Source organism: Nostoc sp. FACHB-110, assembly GCF_014697425.1.
Lineage (GTDB): Bacteria > Cyanobacteriota > Cyanobacteriia > Cyanobacteriales > Nostocaceae > Nostoc_B.
In genome coordinates, this window is record NZ_JACJRU010000002.1 from 340,347 (window position 1) to 360,049 (window position 19,703).

General features: G+C 39.1%; 9 protein-coding genes. 5 read left to right on the forward strand and 4 right to left on the reverse strand.

The window, feature by feature from the left end; translation table 11 throughout:
- The first annotated feature begins 1,034 nt into the window (after positions 1 to 1,034).
- Together H6G69_RS03780 and H6G69_RS03785 are read left to right on the forward strand one after the other, a co-directional pair.
- Positions 1,035 to 1,865 carry a hypothetical protein gene (locus H6G69_RS03780; protein WP_190681782.1) on the forward strand — a complete coding sequence of 277 codons (831 nt, stop codon included), beginning with the start codon at positions 1,035 to 1,037 and terminating at the stop codon, positions 1,863 to 1,865.
- Positions 1,866 to 2,107: 242 nt separating this feature from the next.
- Entirely contained in the window at positions 2,108 to 2,377 is a 270-nt protein-coding gene (locus tag H6G69_RS03785; RefSeq protein WP_190681784.1) for a hypothetical protein, read from the forward strand.
- 258 nt (positions 2,378 to 2,635) lie between these two features.
- Here H6G69_RS03785 and H6G69_RS03790 read toward each other — a convergent pair whose 3' ends face one another.
- The 3 genes from H6G69_RS03790 to H6G69_RS03800 all read right to left on the reverse strand — a co-directional run bounded on the left by H6G69_RS03790 (position 2,636) and on the right by H6G69_RS03800 (position 12,422).
- Positions 2,636 to 6,190, reverse strand: coding sequence for an NB-ARC domain-containing protein (locus tag H6G69_RS03790; protein ID WP_190681787.1), 3,555 nt, complete (start codon positions 6,188 to 6,190; stop codon positions 2,636 to 2,638).
- A 717-nt stretch (positions 6,191 to 6,907) separates the two neighbouring features.
- Entirely contained in the window at positions 6,908 to 10,489 is a 3,582-nt protein-coding gene (locus H6G69_RS03795) for an NB-ARC domain-containing protein (protein ID WP_190681791.1), read from the reverse strand.
- Between the two features lie 517 nt (positions 10,490 to 11,006).
- Positions 11,007 to 12,422 carry an isochorismate synthase MenF gene (locus H6G69_RS03800; protein ID WP_190681793.1) on the reverse strand — a complete coding sequence of 472 codons (1,416 nt, stop codon included), beginning with the start codon at positions 12,420 to 12,422 and terminating at the stop codon, positions 11,007 to 11,009.
- A 451-nt stretch (positions 12,423 to 12,873) separates the two neighbouring features.
- Between H6G69_RS03800 and menA the strand changes: the two genes are divergently transcribed.
- From menA to H6G69_RS03815, 3 genes are read left to right on the forward strand one after another with little or no spacing between them, the layout of a single operon-like run.
- On the forward strand, positions 12,874 to 13,776 hold the full coding sequence (gene menA / locus H6G69_RS03805) for a 2-carboxy-1,4-naphthoquinone phytyltransferase (protein WP_190681796.1): 903 nt from the start codon (positions 12,874 to 12,876) through the stop codon (positions 13,774 to 13,776).
- Positions 13,776 to 14,747 carry an o-succinylbenzoate synthase gene (locus H6G69_RS03810; protein ID WP_190681799.1) on the forward strand — a complete coding sequence of 324 codons (972 nt, stop codon included), beginning with the start codon at positions 13,776 to 13,778 and terminating at the stop codon, positions 14,745 to 14,747. The genes menA and H6G69_RS03810 overlap by 1 nt, the downstream gene beginning before the upstream one ends.
- A complete protein-coding gene (locus H6G69_RS03815; protein ID WP_190681802.1) occupies positions 14,732 to 16,159 on the forward strand; it encodes a 2-succinylbenzoate--CoA ligase in 1,428 nt (475 codons plus the stop codon). The genes H6G69_RS03810 and H6G69_RS03815 overlap by 16 nt, the downstream gene beginning before the upstream one ends.
- Positions 16,160 to 16,294: 135 nt before the next feature.
- Here H6G69_RS03815 and H6G69_RS03820 read toward each other — a convergent pair whose 3' ends face one another.
- A complete protein-coding gene (locus H6G69_RS03820; protein WP_190681805.1) occupies positions 16,295 to 19,291 on the reverse strand; it encodes a calcium-binding protein in 2,997 nt (998 codons plus the stop codon).
- Positions 19,292 to 19,703 lie beyond the last annotated feature (412 nt).

The following is a 19,703-nucleotide window of genomic DNA, read 5'->3' on the forward strand; positions in this document are numbered from 1 at the left end:
ATATATCAATTGGGGGATATAACCGAGTAAGTTAGTGGTAAGAGGTCTTGAGAGTGAGTATTGCTCTCAAGGGCTTTGGGTATAATTATGTAGTTCAAGATTGATTTTCGCCAGTTAAGATAGAAAACTTAAGAGAAAATTTTTAGATTTGATTTTTAATTTTGACAAAGTTATAACTAGCAAGGTTTCGAGTCGAGATGAAGTGTAAATTGTCAGTGCAACTAACTTTACTAAAAGTTATATCTAGCAATATCCTGTCATAGCGGATGATTTAGATAATGTTTACTAGGTGCGATGCTCGATTTTCTGTCTCTAGAAGAATTTGAGAAATCGCAGAGCGTAACTTATTGGTTGCGATCGCATCTAGTTCGCTTTAATGAATTTCATTTAAATATGATCCATATATATTATGCTTTAACAAGCTAGTTTTGTTCTCTGGCAAGATTTACAACAATCAATTTGTACTATTCCTGAGTTATCAAGATTTTCAACTTATATAGTACATATGTATGTACAAATCAAAAGTTGCTAGTGCTAAAGTCACTAAAAAAATTCCTTATCTTTATCTTAAGTTGCTTATCTTGAGTTGCAGAAGTTGTTTAAAGTTAGCAAACTAAAGTGCATCAAGCATCTACATAACTACAAAAACGAGGGTGCGTATGATGAGCAAGCAATACTGCAAAACTTATAATGATTCTACATTGCATCTAGACACAACCTTATGAAGAAGGTTTGTGTTTGTAATTAAGATTTTTTCTCTTTACCGCAACTATAGTTGTAGCCATCTCGTTTAGGACAATTTTGATGGCTTAAAGTCTTGATAATACTGAGTTAACATTCAGTGGTACTTTGCTGTTAAAAAGTAGTTTGGGTTTTGTTTGACATCTAATGGCTAAACTAGCAATTTTGGAAACTTGTTGCTTCATAACGTCTCCAATAGCCTGATTTAGCTTATTGAGCAACAACTCTATTGAGCATCACCAAGACGAATAACACCCTAAATTCTGTTGCAACCATCAGCAAGGAAATTAACTATGCGTAATGAATTTTTTAGTCCTGAATCAACAGGTTTTGTATCTGACGAAATAGCACTCAAACAAAGTTATAGACAAACTTCTGTGCATAGCAATTACTTTACTGCAAATATGAATTATGCAGAGAGAGTAGCTCAAACTCAGAAGTTATTAGATAATGCGATCGTCTCTGCATGGCACACAGTCAAAACCAATCGCCGTCCACCAAAACTGACTTGTACTCGTTGGGTATGGCAAATGGCAGGTGCTTATCATTCCAGTTGCCATACCTCTCGCCTAATGGAAGAAGCTGCTCAACGCTTTGCTGCATCTGGTCGCCAAATATTGGCACAGTGGGCTGCACAGAAAGCCAAAGAAGAAGCCGGTCACGATCAACTCGCCCTGCTTGATATTCAGTCGATGGGATATAAAGCAGAGGCTGTAGTGCAAGTAATGTTTCCTAATGCCATCAAGTCTTGGTTAGATTACTTCATCCAAAGTGTGCAAGTGAGTGATCCAATTAATTGTATTGGTCATTCCTATACAAGTGAACGCTTAGGGACATTTCAAAGAGAAGATTATATTCAGAGTATAGACGCTTTGTTCCCTCCAGGTATTTATGCAACACGATGGTTACGGGTACATAGTGGCATAGGTGCTGAAGTCAAGCACATTGAGGATACAGTTAAGATTGTTACAGAGCTTACTCTTTCAGAGCGTATTTCTGTAGCGAGAGCTTGTTATGAAAGCGCAATATTACGCTTTATGCCGCCAAAAGAAAACTACATATCAGATGAAGAACTTTTGAAAGTATTGAAACCCCTAGAATTAAATGCTTGTTTAGGAGTTTGAACGGATTTAATAACCTAGAATTCTAGTAATTTGAGTATCTAAAAAGGAATTTTGGCTGGTTATTAGGGCTTAAGTATAAAAAGGTTTGGAGAAAGTTGCAAGAGTATTGGAGTGGCTGTATATGCTAGGTTTTCAAAACCTATTAACCCTAAACCTCTAAACTCCTAAGCCCGGACTCACTAGAACTATGTTTCAGTCATAGTTATTCTAACTGTCATGTTTCATCTATCAGGAGAAAAAAGATGCAATTTCGGATTCTCAAATTTGGATTTTGGACTTTAGTGTGTCTAGCTTCGGGGTTTGTTGATGAAAATATTTTCTCAACTATCTTTACCCATAAAAACAAAACTATAGCTATTGAGCAAAAGTCTTCAATATCAGATATCAGCAATTATTTTCTGGAGGCCGGATTAAATTTATTAAATGACATGGAGCTTGAAGATTTGGGAAGTATTATCACTAATGAGTTTGGAAATGGATTGCCAAGTGATACTACACTTAATCTATTTTAGATTTAGACTCTTATTTCATTGAATAATCTAAAAATTGCATAGTTTATATCCTTGATTGTCTAGTTTTTAGCCAATAGTCAAAGTAAGTTTAATAATAGCTTTGACTGCAACAATAACTTGACATTCAAGGATTTTAACTTACCCAATCCCAATATTTTCTATTCATTGAATTTATTTTTTAAGTAAGGTTTGCAACACATCAATCTCTAACTTAGTGAAATTCATCCGATTTCATCTAGCTGCATATCAAGACTGATTTTAGTCAGTAACTGCCCCCAATATTTTTAATGTAGCAATAGTAGCTGTAGTTAAACCTGTAACTCCTATGATATTCATACGTTCATAGGGCGGTTTTGCTTTTATACTTTTTATACATTCACCTGTTACTATATCCCATAGTCTAATTGTCTCATCATCACCACTACTAGCGAGAATCTGGCTATTAGGACTAAAGGCAACTGACCAAAGCCTACTTGTATGTCCTTGCAAAGTTCTGAGACATTTATCTTTACTCACATCCCATAATTTGATTGTATTATCTTGACAAATAGTTGCCAGTATTCGACTATCTGGACTAAAAGCAAATGATGGCAACCAACCTGTACTTGCCTGGAAAACCCTGATATATTCACTGGATCTGAGATTCCATAACATTAATGTTCCATCCAAACTAGCACTAGCTAGTAGTTCTCCATCTGGACTAAAAGTCACACAAGAAACCCAAGTCGTATGCTCCTTGAGTGTTATTGTACACTCACCTGTACTAATATCCCATAATTTGACTGCCTGATCTAAAGAGCCACTCGCTAGCATCTTTCCTTGGGGGTTAAACGCCACTGACCAAACCGCAGCTTGATGTTCCTGGAAAATTTTCAAACATTGACCAGTACTGACATTCCATAACCTCAAGGTTTTATCATCGCTGCCACTGGCTATTGTTTGACCAGTGGGGCAGAAAGCGACAGACCAAACTAGAGCCTCATGCCCTTGGAATATTTTGAGGCATTGACCACTATTAATATCCCACAACCTGACTGAAAAGTCATGGCTTCCACTTGCTAATGTCCGACCATCTGGATTAAATGCGGCAGATTGGATAGCAGCACTATGCCCTTGGAATATTTTGAGGCATTTACCACTATTAATATCCCATAATCGCATTAAAGAGTCATGACTACCACTTGCTAAAGTCTTCCCATTTGGACTGAAGGCAAGTGATAATACTTGATTTGTATATCCCTGAAAGGTTTTGAGACATTCACCAGTCTGAATACTCCATAATTTGACTGTTTGATCATAGCTACTACTTGCTAAGATATTACCCTGCGGGCTAAAGGCAACACTAAATACCCAACCTGAATGTCCCGGAAAAGTTTTTATGCATTCTCCTGTTTGAATACTCCACAATTTCACCATTTGGTCAAAACCGCTACTAGCTAAAATATCATCCTGAGGGCAAAAGGCGACTGAATAAACTTCATTAGAATGTCCTAATAAAGTGTTAAGACATTTACCAGTTTTGATGTTCCATAATCGGACTGTCTGGTCTTCACTTGCAGTTGCTAACATTTGACCATCACGACTGATGGCAATTGATCGTATTCCATCAGTGTGACCTTGAAAAGTGTTGATGCATTCAGCCGTTTTGATATCCCATACCCTAACTGTTTGGTCATCACTACCACTGATCAATGTTTTTCCATCTGGACTGAAAATAACACAGCATACCCAACTTGTATGTCCTTGGAAGGTTTTATGGCATTCACCAGTCCTAATATTCCATAACTTTATTGTCTGGTCATCACTAGCACTAGCTAATAATTCACCATCTGGACTGAAGGCAACTGACCAAACTTCATGTTTGTGTCCTTGTAAGGTGTAAAAGCACTGACCTGTTTTCACATCCCATAACTTTATTGTCTTGTCACTACTACTACTAGCTAGAATAGTACTATTGGGGCTAAATGCTATTGACAAAACCCAGTTGGTATGTGCTCTACAAAACAAAAGTTGTTTCCAATCTGAAACTTGGTATAAGCGAATTTCACCATTAGTATCACCTATAGCCAATAATTTTCCATCAGGGCTAAAAACTACTGATAAAACCCCACCGAAGGTTTCAGCAAACACAGATTTATCAAAATTGGCATTTTGAAAATTAACATTGTGTAATTTCAAACACCTCAAATCTGCTTGCCAAATGCTCAGATATGAAAAATCATAGCAGCTGAGATCGGCTTCTAAATAGCATAGGAGATTGAGAACATTTCCAGCGGTATAACTTTGTTCTAAAGGTGATGTCTTGCGTGAATTTGCAATAATTTTAGCTAGTTGATTTTCCAGATTCCTTTTCCCTTTCAATGCAGTGATTAACCTATCTCTCACTGGGTTAAGAATTAGGCGAGTTTGAATTTCTCTTACATAGTCTTTCGCGGTTGCTTTCATCAACGCATGACATCTGAACAAATCTATTTGGTGAGTGACAATCTCTTGACAAACTATTTCTATCAATCGCTGAGTCACATACTCCATGACTACAGGTTGTAGGGTGAAAAGTGCAGCATTTTTCTCAACTAAAGAACGCCTTGTTAGAGATTCTAGAGCTTCTAGTAAGTTTTGGGGTGGGATTGGTGATACTATATCTTCTCGAATTTCTGAGAGTGAGACTGGCTCACGATTGATTGCTAGCCAGTACATAATATCTTTTTCTAAGTTGGCCAAGCGAGAAAACTGCTGGTCTAGCAGATCCCGAATGCTGCCAAAAACAGCTGTGTAATGTTGCAGAAATTCAGCGACGTTGCTATCAAAAACATCTTGGATGGTTGTGGCAACTATTTTCAATGCTAGGGCATTGCCAGCGTAACGCTCAACTACGGCGGGTAATTCTGACTCAGAACCAGAAAAACCTTTAGCGGCAAAGATTTTTTGGCCTGCTAACACTTCTAAGCCACTCAGTTGTAAAGAGCGAACAGCGAGCGCTTCTCCTTCTAAGGAGGCGATGTCTTTGGGTTTTTCCCGAGAAGTTAATACTAAGGTGCTTTGATGTCTGACTTGCCCTAATCGTTTAATGATTAAACCATAATCTTCATAACCTTCTCGATAGCAACCTGCATAAGCTCCTGTTTGGAGAATGGTTTCTAGATTATCTAAGATGATTAGACAGGGTTTTTGTTGCAAATATTCAATAAGTTGTGATATTCTGCCATTTACAGTTTTGGGCAATTCAGCTTCTAATATTTGTTCATCAGATAAAAATTGAATTAAGTTAGCTAGCAGATCAAATAGGGGCGGAGCATTGTAAAGCGATCGCCAAATGATATATTCAAATCTTCCTTGGACTTTTTGTGCTAATTTGGCAGCTAACGAAGTTTTCCCAATTCCACCCATTCCTAAAATTGCTATCACGCGACGGCGTTCTTGGCACAGCCATTGCTCTAATAAAGCAAGCTCATTGGTGCGCCCATAAAACACCGATACATCAACCATTTCTCCCCAATCAATACGTTTGGGATATTTTGGGACTGGTTCTGTTTTTAAATCTGAATCTGCACTTATATAATCGCTTTTGTCTAATTCTAAATTAAACATCATAAACAAGCGCACCAGTGTGCGCTTGTCCACACCTGTTTCACGGGTAAGTACCTTTCTAAAGGTGACAGGAGTTATACCTGCTTGTTCGCTTAATTCTTCTAATGTTGATTTGGAACCATTGTTTTCCTTAAATTCCCATTCAAGCTTGGCATTCTGAAGCTTGTGCCAACCTTCCCTAGTCAATATCAGCCCGCGATGACGTTTGGGTTTCTCCGTTTTCATAATGTTTTAATTAAGAATTGGATGTTGGAGTAGTAAACTTCTAATGCTGGCTTGGGTAAAACACGAGCAGTTGATGAGATTGGTTACAAAGCTAATTAATTTAGAAAAATTACACCGCCTGTCAGTATTTATAAATCTGATTTTATATCACTAAAACTAAAAACCTACAATAGCTGGCAATATTTGAGTAATTTTTAAGTAAAAATTGAGCAATATAATCATCACAATTACTCATCAATTGTGATTGAAATTGTATGTATTAGAAAATTCAATATTTTTTTATTTATTGAGATTAAATAAAAATTTAATATTTTAGTTGGATGTTTTGAATGATTTTTCTTATTTAGAAGATTACATGAAGAATTGTTAAAAGTCAATTGTCAAGCCGATAATAAATATAAATACTAATAGTTAAAAAATTAAGTTATTTCTAAAGACAGCAATAATTTTGTCCCAAATCATGTTTGACATTGAAACTCCCAAAATGTAGTTTCTCAGTTAATAAATCAGGAGTTCAATATTAATTGATTTCAGCACTTATAAGAAAGTTAAATCGTCAGAATTCAGTACCCAGGAGCCAGAAGTCAGAATTGATAAGGAATTTAATCTGATTTATATATTTAGTCACCACATATTATTCAGATTCTTGAATTATTCTGAATTCTGAATTCTGACGGATGTATCCTTACGTTAAATCCACAAGTGATTGTGTATCTTTCAGCTTTCAATTGCGCCTAAAACTTTTAAAGATGCAATAGTTGTTGCGGTTAAACCAGTAACATCAGTAATGTTCATCCCTTCATAAGGTCTTTCATTTCTTAGGGTTTTGAGGCATTCACTGGTACTAACTTGCCATAATTTCACGGTTTCATCTTCGCTGCCACTGACTAAAGTTTGGCTATCTGGACTAAAGGCAACTGATCTGACCCAGTGAGTATGACCAGACAAAGTTTTGACACATTGATAAGATTGGCGGATATCCCACAACTTTAATGTTTGATCTACGCTGCCGCTAGCTAGAAGTTTACCGTCAGGACTAAAAGCAATGGATAAGACCCAACTGGTGTGTCCCTGCAAAACTTGGAGACATTTACCTGTATTCACATCCCAAAGTTTGATGGTTTTGTCTTTACTGCTACTGGCTAATGTCTTTCCGTCTGGACTAAAAGCGACGGATAAGACCCAACTGGTGTGTCCTTGCAAAACTTGGAGACATTCACCTGTATTTACATCCCAAAGCTTGATTGTTTGGTCATCACTACCACTAGCTAAAATTTGACCTTTGGGACTGAAAGCAACTGACCAGACTCCATGAGTATGTGCCAAAGTTTTGACAACTTGACCAGTGTGGACATCCCAAAGCTTGACTGTTTTATCGTCACTACCACTAGCCAGGATGTTTCCGCCTGGGGCAAAGGCGATGGATTTTACCCAGCCAGTATGGCCTTGGAGAATGTTGCAGCATTGACAGGTGGTGCTATCCCACAGTTTCACGAGGCGATCGTAACCGCTGCTTGCTAAGATGTTACCTTGAGGACTAAAGGCTATGGTTCGGACGCGATGGGGGTGGGCTGACAAAGTTTTGTAGCACTTGCCTTCTGTCACATCCCAAAGTTGAATGCTTTGGTGATTGTTGCTGCTAATTATGGTTTGACCGCCAAGGGCAAAGGCAACTGACTGTACTCCGTTGCTGTATCCTTGTAAGTTGATTAAGGCTTGGCCTGTGTTGACATCCCAAAATCTGACGCTGTGGTCTTCACTACCACTGACTAGGGTTTGACCGTCTGGACTGAATACCACCGAACAGACGGAACTTTTGTGTGCTGGCAATGTTTTCAGACATTCTCCTGTGCGCAGATGCCAGAGTTTGATAGTGTGGTCATCGCTACCGCTAGCTAAAATATCACTGTGCGGTGCTAAGGCAACAGTGCTAACTCTGTCGCTATGCCCGTGAAAGGTTCTTAAACATTTGCCTTCTGGAATACTCCAAAGTTTAATCGTCTGGTCTTCACTACCACTCACCAAAAGATGACCGTTGTGATGGAAAGCTAGTGAGTCAACCGAATCTGTATGTCCTTGTAAAGTTGCGAGGCATTTCCCTTTGTGGAAATTCCATAGTTTGATGGTTTTATCGCTACTGGCACTAGCAAGAATTTTACCTTGGGGACTAAACACTACGGATAATATGGAACCTTGATGTGCCTGTAATTGTTGATGGTATTTGCTGTCTGCCATAGTCCACAAGTGTATAACCCAATCGTCGCTACCGATAGCGAGAATATCTCCTTGGGGACTAAAAGCAAGGGATTTGACTCGCTCAGGATGTTCTGTCAAAGTTTTTAGACATTGACCTGTATCTACATCCCAAAGTTTTACGTTCTGGTCATTACCGCCACTGGCAAGAATGGTACTGTTGGGATTAAAGGCGATCGCTTGTACACCATCAATGTGGCCGATACAGGTCAAAAGCTGTTCCTCTGCGGCAAAATCTCGCCACAAGCAAATTTTACCATTTGCATCACTCATGGCTAAGGTTTTGCCATTGGGGCTGAATGCTAAAGCAGAAATGTGACTAAAATCTTTAGTAAAAGTTGATTTGGATAAATCAGCTTTTTGAAAGTTGACTTGCGGTAATCTCACACCCCGCATATCTACTTGCCACACATTAAGATGAGAAAAATCATACCCTTTTAAATCTGTCTTTAAATGCAGCAGCAAATTGAGAATATTTCCACTTGTATATCCAGGTTCTAAGGGTGATTCTTTTTGCAACTTGACTAAAATTGCATTTAAATGTTTTTCTAAGTTTTTTGGGGTCGAGAAAGTAGTTAAAAGTTTATCGATAACTGGCTGAATAATGCCGCTAATTTGAGATTCTCTGATGTAATCTTTAGCTTGAGATTTACTTAAAGCATAATACTTCAGTAGAGAAATATTTTGAGTGGCAATTTCTTGAAATGTTTGCTGAATTAATTTTTTGGTCACATACTCTAGAAGTACAGAGTTTAATGTATAGCATAATCCAGCTTGTTTGTTTGGTGTTGGATGAATTTTATCAACTAAACTACGATTAATTAAAGATTCTAGAGCTTCGATTAATTTGGGTGGTGATACTAATAAATGTAAATCTGCTTGTAAATTGTAGAGTGCCATTGGCTCACGATTAATTGCCAGCCAGTACAAAACTACACGCTCTAAATTAGCTAAACGTTCAAACTGCCGCTCTAAAACAGTAGAAATATCCCGACAAATAGTGATATTTTGCTGCAAAAACTGAGCAATATCACCATTAAAGACATCTTGAATAGTTGCGGTAACTATGTTTAAAGCTAATGGATTTCCACAGTAAATCTCGATCAAAGCTTTTTTTTGTGACTCTGTACCAAACAGACCTTTGAGATCAAAAATCTTTTTGCCGGCTTCGGTTGTCAAGCCTGCTAGTTGTAGGAAACGCACAGGTAATGCTTGTCCTGCTTGTAACCCTAAATCTTTGGGTTTTTCACGAGAAGTTAATAATACAGAACTTTGATGTATAACTTGCCCTAATCTTTGGATGAGTAAACCATAATCTTCATAACCTTTTTGATAACACCCAGCATAAGCTCCAGGTTGCAAAATTGTCTCTAGATTATCTAAGACAATCAGACATCGCTGTTGTTGCAAATATTTAATCAGTTGGGATATTCTGCCCTCAACGGTGTTGGCTAAATCAGTTGTGAATACTTCTTGTTTGGTAAAACACTCAATTAAATTGGCAAGCAATTCAAATAAAGGGGGAGCATGATGAAGCGATCGCCAAATTACATATTCAAAACATCCTTGCACTGTTTGTACTAGTTTAGCAGCTAAAGCTGTTTTACCAATGCCGCCGATTCCCAATAATGCGATGACTCGACAGTGTTCTTGACATAGCCATTGCTCTAAGAGCGTGAGTTCGCTGGTGCGTCCATAAAAAATCGATACATCTATCATCTGTTCCCAATCAACATATTGGGATGATTTTGCAGCTGAAAGCTTTGCTGCATCAGAATTTAACTTGCAATAGTCTTGGGGATTTAGCTCTAAATTAAACGCCATAAATAAGTAAACCAGCGTTCGTTTATCCACTCCTTCTTGATTAGTTAATATCTTTGCAATTGTGTTAGAAGATAACCCAGTGCGTTCACATATTTCTTCGAGTGTGTATTTAGAGCCAGATTTTTCTTGCAGTTCTGCTGCAAGTTTAGCTGTTTGAAGCTTTTGCCAACCTTGGCGAGTGAGTATAACACTACGATTGCGTTTGGATTTGTGCCGATTCATAAACTATGAATACCTACTTTTTTTAGTAAAAGTTCACGATCAGCTTTTGAAAACTAGTACAACAAGGCAAAAGTAAAAAGTCAAAAGTAAAAAGAAAGAATCGTGATACTACAGGCCTTTTAGCAATTTTTGCTGGTCTGTTTATTTACGCCAACCTGTACTAGTAATAACATTGTAACTTTTAACTCCAAATCTCTTGATTGGAACAGGGTGTAGGGGATTCTCATCCCTTCCTGAAAAAGGCGTGGTTTATGACTCGCGCTTTTGTTGGGGCTGTATTTTCCTTACATCCCTAAATCCCACACCCCGCCCCAACAGGGCTTGGTCATAAATTAGGGCTAAAAATATCTTAAGAGGCGATCGCGCTAACAACGCACCACAAAACAAGTGAATAAATACTCACTGAATTTATCACTAGTTGTTTAAATATTTATGCAATTTAGAGGTTTTAGGTTTTGATATGCTTCATAAGCGGGCTTTTCAGCATTTTCTGTCGCCAGTTCCCCAGACAATGGAGCTAAACCAATGCTTTGAGTAATGCTTGGAGCTTGAGTTGGACTTCGGCAAATTCTTTATCGGGATCAGAACCGGCAACGATACCTGCACCTGCGTAAAGTCTAGCGCGATCGCCATCAATTAAAGCTGAACGAATCCCAACAATAAATTCGCAGTTACCTTGAGAGTCTATCCAACCTAAAGGTGCTGCATATAACCCTCGCTCAAAGTTTTCGTAACGGCGAATTTCGGCGCAAGCTACATCTCTCGCTGCACCTGCAACAGCTGGAGTGGGATGTAGTTGAGCGACTATTTTTAATGGATGGACATTCGCCGGCACCATAGCATGAATTGGTGTCCACAAATGTTGGATATTAGATAGCTGGCGTAAACGTGCTGGTAATACCTGGGGTAACAACCCTAACTGTGAGAGGCGTTGAGTAATAAAATCAATCACTAAAGAGTGTTCGTGTCTTTCTTTTTCGCTGTTGAGCAAACGATTGGCATTGGCCGCATCTTCTGTGGGTGTAGTACCGCGTGGTGCAGAGCCAGCTAAAGCATCTGTAATCAACTGTTGATTATGAATACTAATTAATCTTTCTGGGCTTGCTCCAATAAAATTTTGTCCTTTACCATTACTTGTAGAAAAAATATAACAATTAGGATGGATTTTTCTCAGATTATCTAATGATTTATATAAATCAAACTGATGGTTTAACCTAACATCTAAGGCATCAGCGAGGACAATTTTACTTAAATGGCTAGCTTGAATTTTTTCTAAAGCTGAGACAACAGAGCGTTTAAATTCTGTACCTTGAGATACAGATTGCTGACAAAAGCTGGTTGATAGAATATCGAGTTGGGGAGAAAAATAGTCTAAAGAATTAATAAACTCAATTTTATTCCATAAACTCTGCCAAATTTTTTGGACATTTGTGTTGCCAGAGATTAGTATATTGGTTACTAGTGTGCAGTGTTGGTGTTTAACAGAGACTTGCCAACGCGGCAGAAAAATTGTTGCCGAGGGAAATGGATAGTCGGCTTGGTTGTTGTCAGGAAAAAAACTAAAGTAACAAAAAAAGTGCGGCCCAGAAAAATTTTTAGGACTTATATTAAAATTAATTATATTTTTTTGGCAATTTTTGATAAAATATTCAGCTTGATTAAAACGGTCTTGTCCATTAATTTGTAATTTTTCTACAGCGTCAATTGCGGCGATCGCTTCACCTTTACCTCTGTTCTCAAAGTAAAAATTTATTTCATTTGCTTGCGTTAGTTTAGCTAATACAACTAAAGGATCAACCCAATCAAGCTCCAGAGAAATACTGGCAATTTGCCGACAATTATTGTTAAGGCAATTTTGTTGTACTGCTAACAGAAATTGATGAATGTCTTTGTGATTGACAAAGAAGTTGCTGCGACATGGTGAAACTGTCATGGATCTAGCAATAGTAAATTTTTTTTAAGTTATCTTCCTAAAGTGTAATTAAACATGGTCTATTTCTACAGGTAGCATATTCAGTCACCATTTCACCAGAGTATAGTTTGCTGTGTTTAGGGTATTACTAAACTAAGACAAGCTGTCCTCTGTTTTGACCTGCAATTGAAAAATAAGTTTTACTAAGAGAAGTATGAAAAAGCATAAAAAAGTGCTGAGTGCTATTTGCTAAAAACGTTACTGAACAGTATGCTAATTGCTGAGTACAATAGATAAAAATAAGAATTATTAATCGCTTAAATAGAGCAACAATCATCATTATGGTTAAAGTTGTGGAATAATTTAATTAATAATAATTAATTAGCTACTAATTTTGTTAAAAAATGCGCTTAGGCGCAATAAATAATCACAAATAGTAGCAAGATTGAGCGCAGATTCACTAAGAAAAGGTATGACCACCAAGCCAATTTCTCGTTCTAAAAGTAAGCTATGGATGGCGGCCATAAAACCGCCAATGTATAGTGTAGCTATTATGCCGATTTGGATAGGAACAGTAGTAGCTTTTGCGGAAACTAAGATTTTGAATTGGCAAGTATTCTTGACTTTTTTAGCAGCAGCAATCTTAATTTTGGCATGGGAAAATATTAGTAATGATGTTTTTGATTCGGAAACAGGAATTGATAAAAATAAGCATCATTCCTTAGTGAATTTGACAGGTAATAAATCGCTAATATTTTGGCTAGGAAATCTTTGCTTAGTCACAGGCTTGTTGGGTATATTGGCGATTGCTCTTTGGCAAAAAGACCCAACTGTGATTGGGATCATACTTTTTTGCTGTTTTTTGGGCTATATGTACCAAGGGCCGCCGTTTCGCCTGGGATATCAAGGGTTAGGCGAGATTCTGTGCTTTTTTGCCTTCGGCCCTTTAGGAGTAGCAGCCGCCTATTACAGCCAAACTCAAGCTTGGTCGATGAAGAGTTTAGCAGCTTCAGTGATTGTTGGCATTGTTACTAGCTTAATTTTGTTTTGTTCACACTTTCACCAAGTTAAAGATGACATAGCCGCAGGGAAGCGCTCGCCCATTGTTCGTTTAGGGACAGCAAATGGCGCGAAAGTGTTGATTTGGTTTACCGCCAGCATCTATCCTCTAACTTTGTTGTTAGTAATTTTGGGATTTTTCCCCTTTTGGACAATTTTAAGTTGGTTGAGTTTACCTTACGCCGTTAAATTATGTCGTCACGTCCATCAAAATCACAACCATCCAGAAAAAGTTAGCAACTGTAAATTCATTGCTGTGAATGTCCATTTTTGGAGTTGCTTGTTATTAGGTGTGGGATTTTTGCTAGGCGGCTGATGGTTTATCAGTTTGAATTTCGTCCCTATAAACGTAGATTTGCCCAACCATTAACTACTCATCATGGCGTTTGGCATCACCGCGAAGGGATTATCCTCCGCCTAATTGATGTCAGTGGAAATATTGGTTGGGGAGAAATCGCCCCTATTAGCTGGTTTGGTTCCGAAACCTTAGAACAAGCTTTAGATTTTTGTCACCAACTACCCAGAGAAATTACATCGGAGATGATTTTCTCGATATCTGATAATTTAAGTGCTTGTCAATTTGGGTTTGAATCAGCCATTGCAGGATTAAAGAGTGAGGAGAAGGAATTAGCTGCAACGGTTCTTCCTTGTAGTGGCTTACTCTCGGCTGGGGAAGCAGCTTTACAGCAATGGCAAACTTTATGGCAACAAGGTTATCGAACATTTAAATGGAAAATTGGAGTTGATGCGATCGCTACAGAGTTAGCAATATTTGATACACTGTGTCATAGTTTACCCACCTCAGCGAAACTGCGCCTAGATGCGAATGGGGGACTCAGCTACGCACAGGCCGAGTTATGGCTGTGGACTTGCGACAGTATGCAAGCACAATTACCCATAGAAATTGAATTTATCGAACAACCGCTACCAATTAGCGAATTTGCCCAAATGTTGGAGTTGAGTATATCTTACACAACTGCGATCGCCTTAGATGAATCTATCGCCACACTCCAGCAACTCATCACCTGTTATGAAAAAGGCTGGCGAGAAATTTTTGTCATCAAACCAGGAATCATCGGTTCACCATCACGGCTGCGTCAATTTTGCCAACAGCATGAAATTGATGCCGTCTTTTCATCCGTCTTTGAAACTGCCATCGGGAGACAACCTGCACTGCAATTAGCAGCAGAATTATCTCGCAAAAATCGGGCAGTTGGTTTTGGAATTGATCATTTTTTTGCCCAAACAGCCACAGCTAGTCCTCAAAATATATGGAACAGCCTTTAGCTTATCTACAAAACTTACCGCAAAATGATTGGCTAATTTGTGACCACAGCCAACAATTTTCTGCACTAGCAAAACAACTGTATTCAGAATTAACAGAAATCTCCAAAAACCAGAAAACCAACCCCAAAATTATCTTAGCTGAACGCCAACCAGTTAAATTTTTAGCCAGCTTCCTCGCCGCCTGTGCAGCCAATTGTCCAGTCTTTCTTTGTAACCCCGACTGGGGAATACAAGAATGGCAACAAGTATTTGAATTAGTCCAACCAGATATTATTTGGGGAGTAGGGATAGAAAAAGCAGGGGAAAAATATCTGACTCAAAAACACCCCTTTTTACAAGTCAACAGAACCACCCCACACAGTGCGCTGCCTCTTCAACATTCCTGCCAAATTATGATCCCCACAGGTGGTTCATCAGGTAAAATCAAATTTGCCATCCATACATGGCAAACTCTTACAGCATCTGTACAAGGCTTTAAGGAATATTTTCAGTTACAAAAAATTAATTCTTTTTGTGTTTTACCGATATATCATGTCAGTGGCTTAATGCAGTTTATCCGTTCTTTTACAACTAACGGTCAACTAGTCATTCTGCCTTTCAAAGGCTTAGAATCTGCCCAAATACCTTCTATTCATGCATCAGAATTTTTCCTTTCCTTAGTCCCAACGCAGTTAGAAAGCCTATTACAAAATGCAGAATTAACTACATGGTTAGCTCAATTTCAAACTGTGATGTTAGGAGGCGCACCAGCTTGGCAAGAATTATTAGCGAAAGCTCGATTTAACAACATTAGAATAGCACCAACCTATGGCATGACAGAAACTGCCTCGCAAATTGCTACACTCAAACCCGATGATTTTCTCCAAGGTAAAACTAACAGTGGTCGCATCTTACCTCATGCTCAAGTAACAATTTGCAATCAACAAGGCAAAGTTTTAAATGCTAATCAAATTGGCAATATTACCATTCAAGCTAAATCTTTAACCCTTGGTTATTATCCGCATGTTTGGGAAAATCAAGATTATATCCAAGTAGATGATTTAGGCTTTTTAGATGAACAAGGATATTTACACATTATCGGACGCAGCAGTGACAAAATCATTACAGGTGGAGAAAATGTTTATCCACTAGAAATTGAAGCTGCTATCCGTGAAACAAACATGGTTACTGATGTTTGTGTAATTGGCATACCTGATAAACATTGGGGACAAGCGTTAACAGCTATATATGTTTTGCAAGATATAAATACATCTTATTTAGAAATTCAATCTTTACTTAAACATAAACTCAGTAAATTTAAAATACCGAAACATTGGATTTGTCTAGAAAGTTTACCACGCAATTCTCAAGGTAAAGTCAATCGTCAAGCATTGCAAAAAATAGCAACAGAATATCTGAGCGTGACTAAATAATTCAACACAATTTGCAGGGTTGCAATCTTATTAGCACTATTAAGACAGCAAAGGGGCCCGCTTCGGGGCAAAAGAGCAGGGAAGAGGTTACTATCCAATCTGCTCCTGCTCCCTTGCTTGCTTTAGTCCTGGTCTTTAAACAACCACAAAATTGTTTTCGGTGAGTGAAACTCCACTAGATAATTGTGCGAATTGTACCTGACTAAATCCACCAGCACTGCCATCTTGGTCAAAATATAGCGCACCTGTAGTCGAGTCATAAACGAATCGCTGCTCGGTTGTCGTTGCCGATGCTCCTAAAATAAACTGACTAGCTGAGAGTGAACCTGCTAACAAATCACCGCCAAAACCAGTCGCAGATACCTGAATCAATTCATTTGTTGCGTCAAAGTCATAAAGAGTATCAATGCCTTCATTGAAACTATTGAAGACAAAGATATCATCGCCGCCATATCCATAGATGGCATCATTACCAGCACCACCATTGAGGATATCACCAACAACACCACCATAAAGAATGTCATCGCCAGCACCACCATTGAGGGTGTTATCGCCTGACGCACTAAGGGCGGAGAGAGTATCATCGCCATCACCGCCATCTAGCAGGTTCGTACCTGAGGAATAGTTAATAACTAAGTTGTCATCACCAGCACCACCGTTGAGGGTGTTATTCCCTGACCCACCAATTCCTCTATATACTCCAGAGTTGTAGTCGTAGTAGCTGTAGCCAGACACGGAAAGAGTATCATTACCATCACCGCCATCAAGTAGATTATCACCTGTTGAATAGTCAGCATTCAAGTTGTCATCACCAGCACCACCGTTGAGGATGTTATTCCCTGACCCACCGACAAGACTATAATTGTTGTAACCGGAGTAGTAGCTGTAGCTGGAGTAGACATAGCCAGAAGCGGAAAGAGTATCATTACCATCACCGCCATCAAGTAGGTTATTACCTGTTGAATAGTTAGCATTCAAGTTGTCATCACCAGTGCCACCGTTGAGGGTGTTATTCCCTGACCCACCGACAACGCTATAACTATATGAGTTGGTGTAGGAGTTGTAGCTCTTTAAGTAGACGTAGCCAGAAGCGGAGAGAGTATCATCGCCATCACCGCTATCAAGTAGGTTATTACCTATTGAATAGTCAGCATCCAAGTTGTCATCTCCAGCACCACCGTTGAGGGTGTTATTTCCTGACCCACCAAAAATGCTGTAATAATGAACGTATAAGCCGATTTTGGCGTAGACGTAGCCAGAAGCGGAGAGAGTATCATCGCCATCGCCGCCATCAAGTAGGTTATTACCTTTTGAATAGTCAACATTCAACTTGTCATCACCAGCCCCACCGTTGAGCGTGTTATTCCCTGATGTGAGAAATATATCACCATACCAGCGTGGGTTGAGCAAGCCAGAAGCGGAGAGAGTATCATCGCCATCGCCGCCATCAAGTAGGTTATTACCTTTTGAATAGTCAACATTCAACTTGTCATCACCAGCCCCACCGTTGAGCGTGTTATTGCCGGTAGTCGCAGAGCCGCGAAGATATCCGGAGTAGTAGTAATTACCAGAAATGGAGAGAGTATCATTGCCATCGCCACCATCAAGTAGGTTATCACCTGTTGAATAGTTAGCATTTAAGTTGTCATCACCAGCTCCGCCGTTGAGCGTGTTATTGCCGGTAGCCGCAGAGCCGCTACGATAGTTGGACAAAGAGTTTTCGTAGTAACCAGCAGAACCAGAAACGGAGAGAGTATCATTACCATCGTCACCATTAAGTAGGTTATCACCTGTTGAATAGTCAGCATTCAACTTGTCATCACCATCGCCACCGTTGAGCGTGTTATTGCCGGTAGCCCCAGAGGTGCTAACATATCCCTCAAAGTCGTAAAAAAGGGAATCAGAAGCGTAGAGAGTATCATTGCCATCGCCACCATCAAGTAGGTTATCACCTGTTGAGGAGTTAGCATTCAACTGGTCATCACCATCGCCACCATCAAGTAGGTTATCACCTGTTGAGGAATTAGCATTCAACTTGTCATCACCAGCACTGCCATTAAGTAGGTTATCACCTGTTGAGGAATTAGCATTCAACTGGTCATCACCATCGCCACCATCAAGTAGGTTATCACTTGTTGAGGAGTTAGCATTCAACTTGTCATCACCATCGCCACCGTTGAGGGTGTTATTGCCGCCACTACCAGCAACAAGATAGTCATCGTAGGCTGTACCTATGATGTTTAATTGTTCGATATTTTGGTAGCTAACCTGATTTGTACCTGCTGTAATCAAGCCTTGGCTAGTATTTGCATCAAAACTGGAGGTGATTCCACTGATAGCATAGCTATAATCAACAAACAAGTAATCTTCACCAGTTCCTCCATCTACCTTTTGAGTTACCAAGTTGGAGGATGTTGTTGAGTAATTAACATTCAAGTTATCGTCACCAGCACCGCCAACAAGCGTATCATTGCCAAGAGTACCACCAGAGAGGGTATCGTTACCATTAGTCCCAACAATATAGTCATCGTAGGCTGTACCTATGATGTTTAATCGTTCGATATTCCTGTAGCTGACTCGATTTGTACCTGCTGTAATCGAGCCTTGGTTATTGCTGACATTAAAAGTTGAGGTGATTCCTGCATTAGAATTGCTGTAATCAACATATAAGAGATCGTTACCTGTGTCCCCATTCACCGTTTGAGTCACTAAGGAAGAAGGTGCAGTCAACGAGCTACTGATACGGAAATTGTCATCGCCATCGCCGCCATTGAGGGTGTTAGCACCCTGGACTTCATAAGCATATATGTAATCGCTACCACCACCACCAGAAACTGTATTCTTGCCAGTAGAAAAGCTAATCACCAGATAGTCATTACCAGCATCTCCACTTAGGGTGTTATTCCCAGAAGAATAGGAGATATTTAAATTATCATTCTCACTACCTCCCTTGAAGGTATTGTTCCCAGAAGAGTAGGAAGCATTCAGGTTGTCGCTCCCAGCACCACCTTCTAGGGTATCGTTACCTCCGTTACCATTTATAGAATCATCCCCACCAAAGCCTTTAATAAGGTCATTTTCAGTTGTGCCAATGAGCTGATCATTACCATTAGTACCATTGATATTAGCCATGATTTCTACCTAAATAAATGGATTGTTTCAGTGATAGTTAAAGTTTGCCGATAGCAGTCGATACTGCTTTAAGACCCTAACAAACAGCTAAGAATTGAGGCTTTTGACATACTTTGTGTGAGTCTCAAAAAAGCTGTGTGTCAAGTCTTTTTTTCAACCCGAAGTTGTGCAGATTGGATGAATCAAAGTGAAATCCAACTTACATCTAGAGTTAAAAAATAATCATTAGAGAGCTAGTCTGCGCAGTAATTTATGATGTTTTGTGTATTGGATTGATCTGAGCCTTGTCAAGGAAAAGAAAGGCTGCGGTAAACAATACTAATTTGAGTTTATTGGCAACAGACATAGCAGTTCCTACTTCAATTAGGTGAACTACTAGCTTCTAGCTTTTAACTTTTCTAGCCTCTGACAT

Bases quoted from the DNA above. Each gene is read 5' to 3' on its own strand.
- H6G69_RS03820 (WP_190681805.1), bottom strand. From the start codon at position 19,291: ATGGCTAATATCAATGGTACTAATGGTAATGATCAGCTCATTGGCACA.
- H6G69_RS03785 (WP_190681784.1), top strand. From the start codon at position 2,108: ATGCAATTTCGGATTCTCAAATTTGGATTTTGGACTTTAGTGTGTCTA.
- H6G69_RS03800 (WP_190681793.1), bottom strand. From the start codon at position 12,422: ATGACAGTTTCACCATGTCGCAGCAACTTCTTTGTCAATCACAAAGAC.
- H6G69_RS03810 (WP_190681799.1), top strand. From the start codon at position 13,776: ATGGTTTATCAGTTTGAATTTCGTCCCTATAAACGTAGATTTGCCCAA.
- H6G69_RS03815 (WP_190681802.1), top strand. From the start codon at position 14,732: ATGGAACAGCCTTTAGCTTATCTACAAAACTTACCGCAAAATGATTGG.
- H6G69_RS03790 (WP_190681787.1), bottom strand. From the start codon at position 6,190: ATGAAAACGGAGAAACCCAAACGTCATCGCGGGCTGATATTGACTAGG.
- H6G69_RS03795 (WP_190681791.1), bottom strand. From the start codon at position 10,489: ATGAATCGGCACAAATCCAAACGCAATCGTAGTGTTATACTCACTCGC.
- H6G69_RS03780 (WP_190681782.1), top strand. From the start codon at position 1,035: ATGCGTAATGAATTTTTTAGTCCTGAATCAACAGGTTTTGTATCTGAC.
- menA (WP_190681796.1), top strand. From the start codon at position 12,874: ATGACCACCAAGCCAATTTCTCGTTCTAAAAGTAAGCTATGGATGGCG.